This window comes from Pseudarthrobacter sulfonivorans (genome assembly GCF_024391045.1).
In the GTDB taxonomy this organism is placed as follows: Bacteria; Actinomycetota; Actinomycetes; order Actinomycetales; family Micrococcaceae; genus Arthrobacter; species Arthrobacter sulfonivorans_B.
This window is the reverse complement of sequence record NZ_JANFCZ010000020.1, coordinates 1-15,139: the sequence shown is the minus strand read 5'-3', so window position 1 is coordinate 15,139 and position 15,139 is coordinate 1. Positions and strand designations below refer to the sequence as shown.

13 protein-coding genes are annotated in these 15,139 nt (G+C 65.7%); 4 read left to right on the top strand and 9 right to left on the bottom strand.

Going from position 1 to position 15,139, the window contains the following annotated elements:
* Positions 1–6 precede the first annotated feature (6 nt).
* The gene (locus NQJ30_RS13425; RefSeq protein ID WP_255770515.1) at positions 7–1,548 is read right to left on the bottom strand and encodes a molybdopterin-dependent oxidoreductase; all 1,542 of its coding nucleotides are present in this window, start codon (positions 1,546–1,548) and stop codon (positions 7–9) included.
* A 209-nt stretch (positions 1,549–1,757) separates the two neighbouring features.
* Here NQJ30_RS13425 and moaA point away from each other — a divergent pair, with 209 nt between their 5' ends.
* From moaA to NQJ30_RS13410, 3 genes are all read left to right on the top strand, one after another.
* Positions 1,758–2,906: a GTP 3',8-cyclase MoaA gene (gene moaA, locus NQJ30_RS13420; protein ID WP_374113265.1), complete on the top strand. Its 1,149-nt coding sequence runs from the start codon at positions 1,758–1,760 to the stop codon at positions 2,904–2,906.
* Positions 2,907–2,911: 5 nt separating this feature from the next.
* Positions 2,912–3,178 carry a MoaD/ThiS family protein gene (locus NQJ30_RS13415; protein ID WP_255770436.1) on the top strand — a complete coding sequence of 89 codons (267 nt, stop codon included), beginning with the start codon at positions 2,912–2,914 and terminating at the stop codon, positions 3,176–3,178.
* A gap of 182 nt (positions 3,179–3,360) precedes the next feature.
* Positions 3,361–4,953 carry an HNH endonuclease signature motif containing protein gene (locus NQJ30_RS13410; protein ID WP_255770435.1) on the top strand — a complete coding sequence of 531 codons (1,593 nt, stop codon included), beginning with the start codon at positions 3,361–3,363 and terminating at the stop codon, positions 4,951–4,953.
* A 318-nt stretch (positions 4,954–5,271) separates the two neighbouring features.
* On the opposite strand, the gene NQJ30_RS13405 is transcribed toward NQJ30_RS13410, so the two are convergent.
* From NQJ30_RS13405 to NQJ30_RS13375, 7 genes are all read right to left on the bottom strand, one after another.
* A complete protein-coding gene (locus NQJ30_RS13405) occupies positions 5,272–5,733 on the bottom strand; it encodes a DUF1579 family protein (protein ID WP_255770433.1) in 462 nt (153 codons plus the stop codon).
* 225 nt (positions 5,734–5,958) lie between these two features.
* Positions 5,959–7,302 carry a M16 family metallopeptidase gene (locus NQJ30_RS13400; RefSeq protein WP_255770432.1) on the bottom strand — a complete coding sequence of 448 codons (1,344 nt, stop codon included), beginning with the start codon at positions 7,300–7,302 and terminating at the stop codon, positions 5,959–5,961.
* 126 nt (positions 7,303–7,428) lie between these two features.
* Entirely contained in the window at positions 7,429–9,684 is a 2,256-nt protein-coding gene (locus tag NQJ30_RS13395; protein ID WP_255770513.1) for a polyribonucleotide nucleotidyltransferase, read from the bottom strand.
* Between the two features lie 242 nt (positions 9,685–9,926).
* Positions 9,927–10,196 (bottom strand): 30S ribosomal protein S15, encoded by a 270-nt coding sequence (gene rpsO, locus NQJ30_RS13390; RefSeq protein WP_255770431.1) that lies wholly within the window; start codon positions 10,194–10,196, stop codon positions 9,927–9,929.
* A 218-nt stretch (positions 10,197–10,414) separates the two neighbouring features.
* The gene (gene kynU, locus NQJ30_RS13385; protein WP_255770430.1) at positions 10,415–11,674 is read right to left on the bottom strand and encodes a kynureninase; all 1,260 of its coding nucleotides are present in this window, start codon (positions 11,672–11,674) and stop codon (positions 10,415–10,417) included.
* Positions 11,671–12,525 carry a tryptophan 2,3-dioxygenase gene (kynA, locus tag NQJ30_RS13380; RefSeq protein ID WP_255770511.1) on the bottom strand — a complete coding sequence of 285 codons (855 nt, stop codon included), beginning with the start codon at positions 12,523–12,525 and terminating at the stop codon, positions 11,671–11,673. The genes kynU and kynA overlap by 4 nt, the downstream gene beginning before the upstream one ends.
* Before the next feature lie 52 nt (positions 12,526–12,577).
* Positions 12,578–13,561: a bifunctional riboflavin kinase/FAD synthetase gene (locus NQJ30_RS13375; RefSeq protein WP_255770429.1), complete on the bottom strand. Its 984-nt coding sequence runs from the start codon at positions 13,559–13,561 to the stop codon at positions 12,578–12,580.
* 253 nt (positions 13,562–13,814) lie between these two features.
* Between NQJ30_RS13375 and NQJ30_RS13370 the strand changes: the two genes are divergently transcribed.
* Complete coding sequence (locus NQJ30_RS13370) at positions 13,815–14,735, top strand: DUF937 domain-containing protein (protein WP_255770428.1); 921 nt, start codon at positions 13,815–13,817, stop codon at positions 14,733–14,735.
* Positions 14,736–14,738: 3 nt separating this feature from the next.
* Here NQJ30_RS13370 and NQJ30_RS13365 read toward each other — a convergent pair.
* Positions 14,739–15,139, bottom strand: a 401-nt coding sequence (locus NQJ30_RS13365) for a hypothetical protein (protein ID WP_255770427.1), incomplete at its 5' end; no start/stop codon positions are given.

Below are 15,139 nucleotides of genomic sequence, written 5' to 3'. Positions count from 1 at the left end.
AGGCTGTCATGGACTCACGTCAACTCTAATGGTGTGGAAGCCGGTGGCTCCGTCCGGCGCGACGGGCCGGGGTTCCTCAGCCTGCGGCTCACCGTTGAGGTCCGTGGCCCGGACCTGGACTTCGTACTGGCCGGGACTGAGGGTGATGCCCAACTGCCATTGATACCAGGTGTCCCGCGAGATGCCGGGGGCGAGGTCTGCCTGTTGCCACGTGCCGCGGTTGACCCGCAGTTCCACTTTGCCGATGCCGGTGTGCTGTGCCCAGGCAACGCCGCCGAATTGCACCGTGCCGGCGCTGACCCGCTTGCCCTGGCGCGGGACATCGATCCTGGATGCCGTCTTGATGGGGCCCCGCTCGGACCAGCCGCGCGGCGTCCAATAGCCTTCGTCGTTGGCGAATTTGGTGAGGCGGAGTTCCGTGAGCCACTTTGTGGCCGAGACATAGCCGTACAGACCGGGCACAATCATGCGCACGGGAAAGCCGTGTTCGAGCGGCAGGGGTTCGCCGTTCATCCCCACGGCCAGGATGGCGTCCCTGGTGTCGGTGAGGACCTCCAGCGGCGTGCCTGCGGTCCAGCCGTCCGAGCTTCGCGACAACACCATGTCCGCGCCGGCCTGCGGGCGCGCCATGGAGAGCAATTCCCGCACCGGCCACCCAAGCCAGCGCGCATTGCCGATCAGGTCGCCACCCACTTCGTTGGACACGCAGGCAATGGTGACGTGGCGTTCGATGAGTGGCTTGGCCAGGAGGTCAGCCAGGTTCAGTTCGATTTCCTGGTCCACCATCCCCGTGACGCGCAGTGTCCAGGTATCGGGGTCGATGACCGGGACGATCAGGGCGGTGTCGATCCGGTAGAAGTCGTTGTTTGGGGTGACCAGCGGCTGCATGCCGTCCAGGCTTACTTCTGCGCCTGCGGGAATTGCAGGCGCAGCAGAATCCGCCGCGGGCAGTTTCAGCTTTTCGCGGGCGGTGCTGATACCCGCGGCGGCGCCGCGCCAGACCCCGGCAAGGATCCCTGCCACCGCCGTCACCGCAGCACTGGCCGCCAGGACCTGCAGGAACGTGCGCCGGCCGGTACCAGTTGGGACCGGCGCGTCGGTCGAAGCGTCTTCCTGGAGCCGCCGGATCAGGAACCGCAACAGGAGCGCACCGGCAAGGGCTGCGGCCAAGGGAACCGGAACGGCGCCGAACGTCACCTGTGCGCGGGTGATGACGGCAACAAGCCCCACGAGACCAAAGACCGCCATCACGGCGGCACCGGCAAAGCGTCGTCGTTGCTCCAGGATTCCGGCGAGACCCCCAACGGCAGCGATGACAATCAGCATGCCGGTCACGAAGACTGTCTTGTCTGCGGTGCCGAAGAGGCTGACGGCCCATTCCTTCACTCCCGGCGGAAGGGCGTCGATCAATGCCCCGCCGACTGCTGCCAAAGGAGACAAGGACGGGCTGAGCAGTCCGGCGAGCAGCTCTCCGACCACAACGGCTGCGACCGCGGAAACAGTCCCTGACGCAGCTGCCCGGAAGCGGCCGCCCTGTGCGGCACGCAAGGTACGGTGCCTCGTTCCGGAGCTCGCGCCGTCGTCGGCCGTTTCATCCACGGGCAGGAACCTGTTCACACCTCCAGCATAGGAGTGTGGCAGCCTGGCGGCGCCGGACTTGGCCTCTTATCGGCGGGAAGTTGCAGCTGCCGGGAGATGCGGCGGGTGCGGGGCGACGCGAACGTGATGAGCGGGCCCGGGTGGCGTAGCCTGAATCCATGAGCATTCAGCTAGGCATGCCGCAATCCCGGGACAGCGTCGGTCCTGGCCTGCCGCCTGCCCGGCCGGCCGGCACCCCGTCCGGGCTGCTGGACCAGTACGGACGCCGCGCCACCGACATGCGGTTATCCCTGACGGACAAGTGCAACTTGCGCTGCACCTACTGCATGCCGGCCGAGGGCCTTGAGTGGCTTGCCAAGCAGGCAGTGATGACCGCGGACGAGATTGTGCGGATTGTCCGCGTCGGCGTCGAACTGCTGGGCGTGCGCGAACTCCGCCTGACGGGCGGTGAGCCGCTGGTCAGGGCTGACCTGGTGGACATCATCGCCGCGCTGCGCAGCAATCATCCCGAGCTGCCGATCTCCATGACCACCAACGGTGTTGGACTGGATAAGAAGGCCGCCGCACTTAAGGCTGCGGGCCTGACCCGCATCAATGTTTCCCTGGATTCCCTGCACGAAGAGACCTTCGCCAAGCTCACCCGTCGTCCGTTCCTGGACCGTGTCCTGGCCGGGGTCGACGCCGCGTGGGCGGCGGGTCTGGGCCCGGTCAAGCTCAATGCCGTCCTGATGCGGGGGATCAACGACGCCGAGTCGCCCGCACTGCTCGCCTGGGCCCTGGAACGTGGCTACGAACTCCGGTTCATCGAGCAGATGCCGCTAGACGCCGATCATGGCTGGACCCGCCGGAACATGATCACGGCCGCCGAAATCCGTTCCCTGCTTTCCGTGGACTATGTCCTGAGCCCGGACCCGCGCGCCCGCGACGGCGCCCCTGCCGAGCGTTTTGAAGTACGACGACGGGTGGCCGGGGCTGCGGGTCCGCTTGGTTCTGATGCGGAGCAGCTGGGCGCGGAGGGTCCGGTGCTGGGCACCGTGGGCATCATCGCCTCCGTCACGGAGCCGTTCTGCGCTGACTGCCGGCGCACCCGGATCACCGCCGAGGGCAAGATCATGAGCTGCCTGTTCTCGCGTGAAGAGTTTGATCTGCTGGGCCTTCTGCGGGAAGGCGCCAGCGATGAAGCCCTGGCTGAGCGGTGGCAGGATGCCATGTGGGTCAAGCCCAAGGCGCACGGAATGGACCACACGGGTCTCGGTGCGGCGGACTTCGTCCAGCCGGACCGCAGCATGAGCGCCATCGGAGGCTGAATTTCTTGAACGTACGTTACTTCGCTGCCGCGCGCGCTGCCGCAGGTGTGGAAGAGGAAGCCTACGATCTCCCGTTGGGGGCGACTGTGGCCGATTTGCTCGAAGCGGTTCTCGCCGTGGAACGCGCCGAGCCCCCCACCGGAACTCCTCCCCTGCAGCGGCTCCTCGCCCGGAGCAGCTTCCTGCTGAACGAGGTGGCAGTTAAGGACCGTGCCACTGTCCTGAACCCGGGCGACGTGGTGGACGTGTTGCCGCCGTTCGCCGGCGGATAGGGATATCGGCAAAGGCTGACGCGACGGGTGGAGTTGGCCCAGCCTTACCGGCGGCTGCGTGCCCGTTGCTGTTTACCAGGATTACCGGGGGCTGCGTGCCCGTTTGCAGGGGTACCCCAGAGTTATCCACATAGCCGCCAATCCACGGGTTTTTTGCCCCGGCTTGCTGGGATGCTGTGGGTATGGATCGTAGAGCGGCGGTGGAAGCGGCGGAGGCCTTGGCGGCTTCTGCCACTGCGCTTGCCGCGGCTTTGCGGGGAGAAGCACCGATCGGGTCCGGCACAGGCGGGGACGACCGTGACGCCGATCCGCTGCGGGCGCTGGCCAATGATTTCCTCGACGGGTTGGCTGAGACTGCCCGGATTGACGCCCAGGCATCAGCACTGAGAGTTCACCTTGCGGCGGGCTACTCCCGTGCTGTGGAAGCCCAGGCGCCGCCTCCTGCGTCCCCGCAGGAGAACACCGCCCAGGAGATGGCCGTCATCGCAGAGGTCGCTTGTGCCCTGACCGTCCGAGAGTCGGCGGCCGCGGGGCTGCTGGTGGAGGCCCGGGAGCTGACCACGGCCCTGCCGCTGACGATGGCGGCGTTGGAGGCCGGGAGGGTGTCGTGGCAGCATGCCCGGATCATGGTGGACGAGGCCAGCAGCCTCGGGCCCGATGGCGCGCAGGCGTTGGAAGCGCACTTTCTCGGCCCGGATGCGGTGGGCCCGGCGCGGGGTTGTCCGGTCGGGGATCTGGTTCCCGGCCGGTTCCGGGCCAAGGCCCGGCTGTGGCGGGAGCGGCACCACCCGGTGAGCATCGAAAAGCGTTATGCCAAATGCGTAACGGACCGGCGGGTGGTGTTTGCCCCGGACCGGGACGGGATGGCCTGGCTCTCGGCCTACCTCCCGGCCGATACCGCGTCGGGGATCTGGGAACGGACCACCGCCGCCGCGCGGGCCATGCAGGGCCCCGGCGAGGACCGCACCCTCACCCAGCTCCGCGCCGACAACGCAGCCACCTGGCTCCTGGGCGGGACCTGCACCTCCGACGTCGAGAACATCACCGGAGAAAACCCAAACCAGACAGCTCCGCTCAACGGGGCCGCGGACGGCCTGTCCGCTATGCGGGCCGGCATTGGCGCTGATGGGTTGGCTGGCGGATCCGCCGGCCCGGGCAGTGGCCCCGGCCCGGGCGCCGGTGGGGGTGCTGGTGTGCCGTCGCCGCGGGCGCAGGTGCTGATCACGGTCCCGGTGATGGCTTTACTGGGTGTGACGGAGGAACCGGCGATGCTGGACGGGTACGGGCCGATCCCGCCGTCCATGGCCCGGCGGCTGATCGCCGACGGCGCAGACTCCTTCCACCGGGTCCTGATCGACCCCCGTGACGGGGCACCGTTGGAGATCGGCCGGTCCAGCTACCGGGTCACCAAAGCCCAACGCCAATGGCTCAGGCTCCGCGACGGGCGATGCCCCTTCCCCGGCTGTACTAACCAGTCCCTGGATAACGAAGCCGACCATATCCTCGCGTGGGCCGACGGCGGGACCACCGGGGTCTCAAACCTTGGCCAGCCCTGCCACCGCCACCACAGGCTCCGCCACACCACCGCCTGGACACCCACCGAACCCACCCAAGACACACCACCCGGCTGGATCTCACCCTCCGGACGCCAGTACCACAGCGAACCACCCGACTGGGAACCACCCACCTGGCCCGACAACCCACCCAGTTGGATTGTCAGCTCGACTAAAGAACTGACTGAGGAGTCACACGCTCCCGCAAATTTAGCCGACTGAGCAGTCCGCCTACCGGATCACACGCGCCCGCAGAATCAGGCGATTGAGCAGTCCAGTTACCGGATCATCCATCGATCCGGTGGAAGCTGCTTAATGAGGGGGCCACAAAGAGTGGCACCACCTAACTAAGTGCACCAATGATGGCGCCACGGCCATCAGCGTTGCCCGGTTCGATTGCCGTGCTGACTAGTCGCGCCGCGCCGCTCCTCCGGAGCAGCGCGGGACACCTACCGACCATAAGGCCACGCCGCCGGGAGCACAGGTTCTTAGCCTCGTGCTGCGACGAGACCCAACAGGCCGGGCGAAGCCGGGAGCGCGTCAGTGGCGGCGGCACTCCGACGTCATGAACGGAACGAAATCCTGGGCATCGCCAATGCGCAGTTCGGCGGTGTGGGTCAGCACGCCGTCGGAGACTCGGAAGGTGTGGCGCGCACTCCCCCGGTCGCTGTGGCGTTCCACGCGCAGGACTCCATCCACCCAGAGGCAGCGTGCCGGAGTTCCGGGCGGCATGCCCATACTGTCTACGTAATACCAAAGGACGTCATTATGATCAGGATCCACTGTGAACACGCCATGGCCGTCGAAATGAGTGCCGTCTTCTTCCGTATGCCGGTAGCTCTGCACTACCGCGAAACCTCCGGCCGCCCGGGTAAAGCTGATCTCCGCCACGGCCGAGCGTTCAGGTCCCCAAGCCGACGGGACAAGATGCGTGATTCCGCGCCAGTGCCCCAGGAACTCTTCCAGCACTGCGTGCAACATACCCGGCTGCGAAGAGTTCATGGCTACATTATGGCCCGCCAAAATAAGCATCGGGACAGAAATCCCACGATCCTTGCTCCACCGCGGCCCACCAACCTACGGGTGCGTCCGGACCGGGTACTAACAGACCCGTACTCCCGGACCGGGCACCAACGGACGGGTGCGTCCGGACCGGCTAATAACCGACTGGTGTCTCCGGACCGGATGCCCCTCTGACGCCCGGCTAACCCGAAGGGCGCCACCCCGTCAGAGGCCGAACGTCTCCGTCTCCTCGAATGGACCGACCACTGTGACTGTCCGGGGCGCCGCCGCCAGCTCCCGGGCAAGGTCCTGGACTTCCTGGACGGTGACGGACTTGATCAGCCGCAACGTTTCGTCGATGTCCTGGTATTCGCCGGAGACGAGTTCAGCCCGTCCCAGCCGGGACATCCTGGATCCGGTGTCCTCAAGGGCCAGGACGATGCCGCCGCAGAGCTGCCCTACGGCCTTGCGGAGTTCGTCGTCGGAGATCCCGCCCTCGGCGAGCTTGTCCAGTTCCCGCCCCAACAGATCAAGCACCTGCCGGACCTTCGACGGGGTGCACCCGGCGTACATCCCGAAGTAGCCGGCGTCGGCGTACGACGAGGCGAACGAGTAGGTGGAGTACACGAGGCCGCGCTTCTCGCGGATTTCCTGGAACAGCCGCGAGGACATCCCGCCGCCCAGCACGGCGTTGAGGACACTCATGACATAGCGGCGTTCATCGGTGGCCACGATGGTGGGGCACCCCATGATGATGTTGGCCTGCTCCACTGCACGCTTAACCACGTGCAGGCCGGCAGTGCCTACGATCTCGGCGCGGGCTGTGGAGCGGCGCTCCACTGGGGCTGCGTCGGACTCGAGTGCCCAGCCGGCGGAGTGGAGGGCATCCACCACGAGATTGCAGACGACGTCGTGCTGCAGGCCTCCGGCGGCGGTGATGACAAGCTCGTCCGGGCGGTAGTAGCGCCGGTAGTGATCCCAGACGGAGTCCCGGGCGACCGCGCGGATAGCCGCCGGAGTGCCGCCGATAGGCCGGCCCAGGGGATGCGTGCCCAGCACGGAGGCGACGAAGTTTTCGTGCGCCACGTCGGTGGGGTCATCGCTGTCCATGGCGATTTCCTCCAGGATGACGTCGCGTTCCTGCTCCATTTCGGCCGGGTCCAGGACCGCGCCGGTGATCATGTCCGCAATGACGTCGATGGCCATGGGCAGGTCCGTGTCCAGTACACGCGCGAAGTAGCAGGTGCTTTCCTTGGCCGTCGCCGCGTTGGATTCCCCACCCACTTCATCGAAGGCCGAGGCGATTTCCAGAGCGGTGCGGCGCTTCGTGCCCTTGAACAAAAGGTGTTCCAGGAAGTGCGTGGAACCATGCTGGCCGGGAGCCTCGTCGCGTGAGCCTACCCCTACCCAGAACCCGATGGTTGCCGAACGCTGTCCGGGCATCGCCTCCGTGAGCACCCGTACGCCGCCGGGAAGCACGGAACGGCGGACAACGGAGCCGCCGTCGGACCCGTGGACCAAGGTGTCGCCGGGCTGGTTCTGCTCAAGCGGCAGGGGTACAACAGTCAATTGAAGCCTTTCAGGAGCGGCGGCCGGATCTGGCTGCCATCGTAACAGCGGCGGGACCGGTGGATCATCCACCGGCCCCGCCGATTCATGCTGTGATGCAGGAGCACGTAGCTCCGCGTCGGTGAACTATTCCGTTTCGGAGGCGCCCTCTGCAGCGGAAGCGTCAACGCTGTCGCCAGCGCCTTCCTCTTCAGCCACTACGGGGGACAGTGACAGCTTGCCACGATCATCGATCTTGGTGATTTCCACCTGGATCTTCTGGCCGACGGAAACCACGTCATCCACGTTGTCCACGCGCTTGCCGTTGGCCAGCTTGCGCAGTTCGGAGATGTGCAGCAGGCCGTCCTTGCCCGGGGTCAGGGAGATGAAGGCACCGAAGGTGGTGGTCTTGACGACTGTACCCAGGTAACGCTCACCGATTTCCGGAACCTGCGGGTTGGCAATGGCGTTGATGGCGGAGCGTGCTGCGTCTGCAGACGGACCGTTGGTGGCGCCGATGTAGACCGTGCCGTCATCCTCGATGGAGATGTCAGCGCCGGTGTCTTCCTGGATCTGGTTGATCATCTTGCCCTTGGGCCCAATGACCTCGCCGATCTTGTCAACGGGGATCTTGACCGCGATGACGCGCGGCGCGAACTCGGAGAGCTCGTCAGGGGTGTCGATCGCGGAGTTGATGACATCCAGGATGTGCAGGCGGGCTTCGCGGGCCTGCTTCAGGGCTGCTGCCAGCACGGAAGCGGGGATGCCGTCGAGCTTGGTGTCCAGCTGGATGGCAGTGACGAACTCGGAAGTACCGGCAACCTTGAAGTCCATGTCGCCGAAGGCATCTTCGGCGCCCAGGATGTCGGTGAGGGCTGCGTAGCGGGTCTGGCCGTCAACCTGGTCGGAGACCAGGCCCATGGCGATACCTGCAACAGCTGCCTTCAGCGGCACACCGGCGTTGAGCATGGAGAGCGTGGAGGCGCAGACGGAACCCATCGACGTCGAACCGTTGGAGCTGAGAGCCTCAGACACTTGACGGATGGCGTACGGGAATTCCTCGCGGGACGGCAGCACGGGCACGAGGGCGCGTTCCGCCAGGGCACCGTGGCCGATTTCGCGGCGCTTGGGCGAACCCACACGGCCGGTCTCACCGGTGGAGTACGGCGGGAAGTTGTAGTTGTGCATGTAGCGCTTGCGCGTGACGGGCGACAGCGAGTCGATCTGCTGCTCCATCTTGAGCATGTTCAGCGTGGTGACACCCAGGATCTGGGTCTCGCCGCGCTCGAAGATGGCCGAGCCGTGGACGCGGGGCAGAACCTCAACTTCAGCGGTGAGCTGGCGGATATCCGTCAGGCCACGGCCGTCGATGCGGACCTGGTCCTTGAGGATGCGCTGGCGGACAACCTGCTTGGTGACAGAGCGGAATGCTGCGGACAGCTCCTTCTCACGGCCTTCGAACTGGCCGGCCAGGGCAGCAGTGGTTTCGTCCTTCAGGGCGTCCGTGGCAACGTCGCGGTCCTGCTTGTCAGCGATCTGGAAGACGGCAGCCAGCTTCTCGGCGGCGGCGGCCTCAACAGCTGCGTAGACGTCGTCCTGGTAGTCCAGGAAGACCGGGAACTCAATGGTGGGCTTGGCGGCGCGTGCAGCCAGGTCGGCCTGGGCGTCGCACAGTGCCTTGATGAACGGCTTGGCAGCTTCCAGGCCCTCCGAAACAACCTCTTCGGTGGGGGCGGTGGCGCCCTGTTCCTTGATGAGGTTCCAGGAGTTGTCGGTGGCTTCGGCCTCGACCATCATGATGGCGACGTCGTCACCGGCGATGCGGCCGGCCACAACCATGTTGAACACTGAGTTCTCAAGCTGGGAGTGCTTGGGGAAGGCAACCCACTGCGAGCCGTTCTCGTCGGCGACGAGGGCAACGCGGACGCCGCCGATCGGGCCGGAGAACGGAAGGCCGGAGAGCTGGGTGGACATGGAGGAGGCGTTGATGGCCACCACGTCGTAGAGCTCGTCCGGGTTGATGGCCAGAACGGTCACCACGATCTGGACCTCGTTGCGCAGGCCCTTGACGAAGGCCGGGCGCAACGGGCGGTCCATGAGGCGGCAAGCCAGGATGGCTTCCGTGGAGGGGCGGCCTTCACGGCGGAAGAACGAGCCCGGGATGCGGCCGGCGGCGTACATGCGCTCTTCAACGTCAACCGTCAGCGGGAAGAAGTCGAAGCCTTCGCGCGGGTGCTTGCCTGCGGTGGTGGCGGAGAGCAGCGCGGTGTCGTCGTCGATGTACACCATGGCTGCGCCGGCTGCCTGCTTGGCGAGGCGGCCGGTTTCGAAGCGGATTACACGCTTGCCAAAGCGGCCATTGTCAATGACTGCTTCTGAGAACTGGATTTCGGGACCCTCCAAGAGAGTCACCTCCGTTTCTGTTTCACGGAGTCCAGCCGCATCAACCCAGGCCAGCATCTGTCTACTGTCCCTGCACCCGGTCGTCGATCGAGATCCACGGGCCGTGGCTTCAATCAACGAAGCCGTTCCCGGGGATCACTACCGAGGACCGCGAATGCGTGATGCGGTTGATCCTCCTGTTTAGTTTTCTTCTGAAGAAGGCGGCCCGATCCACAAGGGAAAGGGCCGCCCCTTAAGCCTGACTAGCGGCGCAGGCCGAGACGCTCAATGAGCGCACGGTAGCGGGTGATGTCAGTGTTCTTGAGGTAGGCGAGCATGCGCTTGCGACGACCAACCATGGCCAGCAGACCGCGCTGGGTGTGGTAATCGTGCTTGTGCTCCTTCATGTGCTCAGTCAGATCCTTGATCCGCTGGGTCAGGACTGCAACCTGGACCTCCGGCGAACCGGTGTCGCCCTCGGACGTTGCGAAATCCTTGATGATGGACTGCTTTACAGCGGCGTCAAGTGCCACAATAACTCCTAGAGATGTGCCGTGAGGCCCGAATCAGTAATTCACTGCCGGGTCTGCCCGCGCGGGAATTCCCTGAATATCAGGGTTTTTCCACGCATGGCAGGAACCAGCCGCCACGGACTGCAGCCAGATCCAACGCCCAGTTTACCGGCAGGTCCGCAGACTTGTCGAAACCGCCGCTCGGGGGCAAGGAAAACAGCCCCACCGCGAGCGGGCAATTACCGCTGCAGGAGTTCCCTGACCGCGGCCATTCCCCGGTGAACCTCCACGAAGCTCGTGCTCAGCGGAGAAAGTCCGATCCGGATTCCCTGCGGCGCACGGAAGTCCGGAATGACATCCTGTTCCCACAGCGCCGCAGTGACGTCGCGGAAGGCCGGATGGTCAAGGGTGATGTGGCTCCCACGCCGTTCCGGATCCCATGGTGACGCCAGTTCCACCCCCAGCGGCTTGAGCCACGCCTCGTAGAGTTCCACGGCGTGGCCGGTCAATGTCACTGACTTCTGCCGGATGGCCGCCATGCCGGCTTCCTCGATGAGGTCCAAGGTCCCGCGCATGGCCAGCATTCCGAAAATGGCAGGCGTGCCGCTGAGGAAACCCCGGATGCCCGGCGCAGGCTCGTAGCCGGCGGCCATCTCGAACGCGTCCTTGCGCCCCATCCACCCCCAGATCGGCTGCTTCAGCGCGGGCAGGTGCCGGGCATTGACGTAGGCGAAGGCCGGCGAACCGGGGCCCCCGTTGATGTACTTGTAGGTGCACCCTGCGGCAAAATCCACGTCCGCGGCGTCGAGGTCCAGCTCCACCGAACCGGCTGAATGGCACAGATCCCAGACCACCAGGGCCCCCGCGCTGTGTGCAACCTCTGTGATGGCCGGCAGATCGGCGAGGAAGCCGGAGCGGTACGCCACATGGCTCAAAAGTACGACGGCGGTGGCTGGTCCGGCTGCGTCCCGCACCTGGTCAGGGGTCACCCCCGCTGCTGGATCGGTTTCGATCCACCGCAGGGTCAGCCCTTCCTCCAGGGCGATCCCCTCAACGAGGTAGCGGTCAGTGGGAAAGTTGTCGGTGTCCAGGACAATCTCTGTCCGGGCCGGGTCAGCCACGGCGGCCAGGGCCGCACGGATCAGTTTGTAGAGCACCACGGTGGTTGAGTCGGCAATGACGGTCTGGCCCGGCGCGACGCCGAGGACGGACCGGCCCACCTGGTCGCCGATGACCTGCGGCAGGTCGAGCCATTCCTCGTCCCAGCCGCGGATCAGGCGCCCGCCCCAGCCGTCCCGAATGAAGGCACTGATATCGTCCACTGTTCTTTTCAGCGGCCGGCCCAGCGAGTTGCCATCGAGGTAGGACAGGTCTGAATCGGTGCCGATGAAGTGGTCCCGGAAGTCAGCCAACGGGTCCACTGCATCAAGGTGCGCAGCCCGGTCCAGGAGGGCGGCGGCGTCGTGATTTTCCATCGTTGCATCGGTAGCGCTGCTCATTGGCCGATCTCCGTCCGTACTGCGAAAAGTTCAGGAAAGAAGGTCAGTTCCAGTGCCTTCTGAAGGAACGCGGCACCGCTGGATCCGCCGGTTCCAGACTTCATGCCGATGGTCCGCTGCACGGTGCGCAGGTGGCGGAACCGCCACAGCTGGAAGTTGTCTTCCAGGTCGACGAGTTCCTCGCAGGCCTCGTAGGCGCCCCAGTTGGCCGCCGCGTTCTCATAGATGTGTTTGAAGAGCGGCACCAGCTCCGGGCAGAACTCGTGGGCGCGGGTGACGTCGCGGTCCAAAACGGTCGGCGGCACGTTGTAGCCCTGGCGGGCCAGGTACGAGAGGAACTCATCGTAGATGCTGGGGGCATTGAGCAGCTCCGTCAGCATGGCGTGGGCGGCCGGATCCGATTCGAACACTGGCAGCATCTTGCGGTTCTTGTTGCCCAGGACAAACTCCACCGCACGGTACTGGCTGGACTGGAAGCCGGAGGAACTGCCCAGGAAGCCGCGGAACTGGGAGTACTCCGTTGGCGTCAGCGTTGCCAGGACTGACCACTGTTCGGTCAGTGTCTTCTGGATGTGCTTGACGCGGGCGATGCCCTTGAGCGCGGAGCCAAGATCATCGGCGCGGAGCCAGGCAGCCGCGCTACGAAGTTCGTGCAGCACCAGCTTCAGCCACAGCTCCGTGGTCTGGTGCTGGATAATGAACAGCATTTCGTCGTGGTGCTCGGGCTGGCTGACCGGCTGCTGGGCGCTGAGAAGGGTGGGCAGCTGAAGGTACGATGCGTAGCTCATCCGGGAACTGAAATCGCGGACGATTCCCTTGTCCAGCTTGCGGGTGTTCTTCTCAACGGTCACTGCGCTGCCTTTCTCCTTCACGACGGCCGCCTTCGGTTCCCGGTGGGCCGGGTCAGCGCCTGGCCAGGAGTTCGTGGGCCTGGACGACGTCCAGCCGCATCTGGTCAACGAGAGCCTCAGGCCCACGGTAAGCCACCATGCCGCGGAGCCGCGCCACAAATTCCACAATTACTGTCTGGCCGTACAGATCGAAGTCCTCCACCTCTTCATGCGGGCGGTCGATCACGTGGGCTTCGACCTGGCGGCTCACGCCGTCGAAGGTTGGATTGGAGCCCACGGAAATGGCGGCGGGCCAGCGCCTGCCGGCCTGGTCAACCAGCCAGCCCGCGTAAATTCCGTCTGCCGGCACAAACCCGCTGGCCTCGTGGGCGAGGTTGGCGGTGGGGAACCCGAGGGCACGTCCCCGGGCGGCACCGTGCACCACTTCGCCGCGCATGCGGTGGGGACGGCCCAGTACTTCTGCGGCCGTGGCGACATCGCCTTCCTGAAGTGCCTCACGCACCCAGGTGGAGGAACAGCGGCGGTCAGTGCCGCCGTCGTCATGCAGCGGGTACCCTTCGGAGCCGAACTCGCTGATGACCTCGACGTCGAAGTTGAACTTTTCGCCCAACTGTTTCATGGTGTCGAGATCCCCTGAGTTGCCGCGGCCAAACCGGGCGTCGTGACCGATGACCACGTGGCTGGCGTGGAGGCTGTCCACCAGGACCTGGCCCACAAATTCCTCGGGGGTCAAGCTGGCGAGGTTCAGCGAGTACTTCATGACCAGGATGCCGTCCAGGCCCAACTCGCCCAGGGCCGCGAGCTTGTCCGCCAGCCCCATGATCATTTCCGGTGCGGTCTCCGGCCGGTGGATCAGCGCCGGATGCGGATCAAAGGTCACAGCCACGGCTTTGGTCCCGTTAATGCGGGCGGACCGGATGAGCTCGGAGAGCACCTGTTGGTGGCCGCGGTGGACGCCGTCGAAGTTGCCGAAAGTGACCACGGAGGGACCAAAGTCCGCCGGGACCTCGGACGGATCGTTCCAGATGTAGACCATCAACCTCGCCTTTTACTGCCTGCACTGACATCTATCCGAACGCGCCGGCGCCGGAACTCTCTAAGATTACCCGCATTCAGGCGGCCCTCCTGACGCGGCCCGGAACTGGCGGCAGGCTGGAAATCACGCCGCTTTTCCCTAGTGGCCTGCCGGGCACCGGGACTACGATTCAAGGGCAGTCCTCCTACGACACACCCCGCGTGCCGCAAACAAACCATGTCCGCGTACCGCCGCGGCGCTGAAGGAGTACCAAATGTCCGAGATTCACGATCTCCTGAACCAGATTGACGTCAACCAAGTGGCGTCCTTGCTCGGCACCGACCCGGCCTCCGCGCAGACCGCGGTGGAAGCGGCACTCCCCACCTTGCTGGCGGGTATGCACACCAACGCCCAGGCTCCCGACGGCGCCGCCGCGCTGCAATCCGCCCTCGGTCAGCACCAGAATGGCCTGCTCGACGGGGGCGTTGACGTGAACCAGGTTGATACGGCCGACGGCGAAAAGATCGTTGGCCACGTGTTTGGCGGCCAGCAGGATCAGGTGGCCGCACAACTGGCCGGCACAGCGGGGCTTGGCGGTGTGGGCGGGGACCTCATTCGCAAGGCGTTGCCGATCCTGGCACCGATTGTTATGTCCTACCTCGCCAAGAAGATCTTCGGGCAGGGCGGCCAGGGCGGCGGGCAGGCGTCGCAGCCCGGTGGACCTGGAGCAGGCGGTGCCGGTGCTGGCGGACTTGGAGCCGGCGGCATTGACCTCGGCGGCATCCTGGGTGGAATTCTGGGAGCGGGCAGAGGCGGACCTGCGGGAGCGGGGCAGGGTTCGGTGTTGGACAGCATTCTCGGTGGGCTTGGCGGGCTGCTCGGCGGCGGAGCGGGCGCCGGCAGCGCTTCCAACACAGGCGCGGATGACATCGCTGGGACGGACCAAAGTTTCGACCCAGGAACCCCGGAAGAGCCAGCCGCGGCGGAACAGCCGGCCCGGGCAGAACAGCCGTACGGGGCAGGACAGCCCGGGCTTCAGCGCCTGCCCGGGGCACCCTCAGTTCAGCCCGCTGAGGCCATCCAGGTGGATCTGCCCGGCCAGGAAACGGAGACGGAGGCTGAGACGGGGACGGCGGAAGCTGACAAGCCCGGCGGGCTGGGCGGCCTCCTTGGCGGCCTGTTCGGTATGAAGTAGAGGCTAGATCTGCGCGTCGGCCACGCGCTTGCCCGGCCTGCGGCGGTACAGCCAGACCAGCCCGAGGATGGGGAGCAGCAACGGTATGAACGCGTAACCCCGGCCAAAAAGCGACCAGACGGTTTCGTGCGGGAAGGCGACCGGATCCAGAAGGCTCAGCGCGCCCACCACAAGGACGCCGATGAGTTCCACCAGCACGGCGGTCAGCGACACCTTGAACCACGTGCTGCCCGCCTTGGCGAGGGAAACGGTGGCCACAAGGTACACCAGGGCGGCGAAAGCGGAAAGCAGGTACGCCAGCGGGGCATCGGAAAACTTGGTCAGGATCTGGTAGCCGGCCCGGGCCGTGGCCGAGATGGCAAACACCGCATAGACGGCGATCAGGAGCCGGCCCGGCCCGGTAT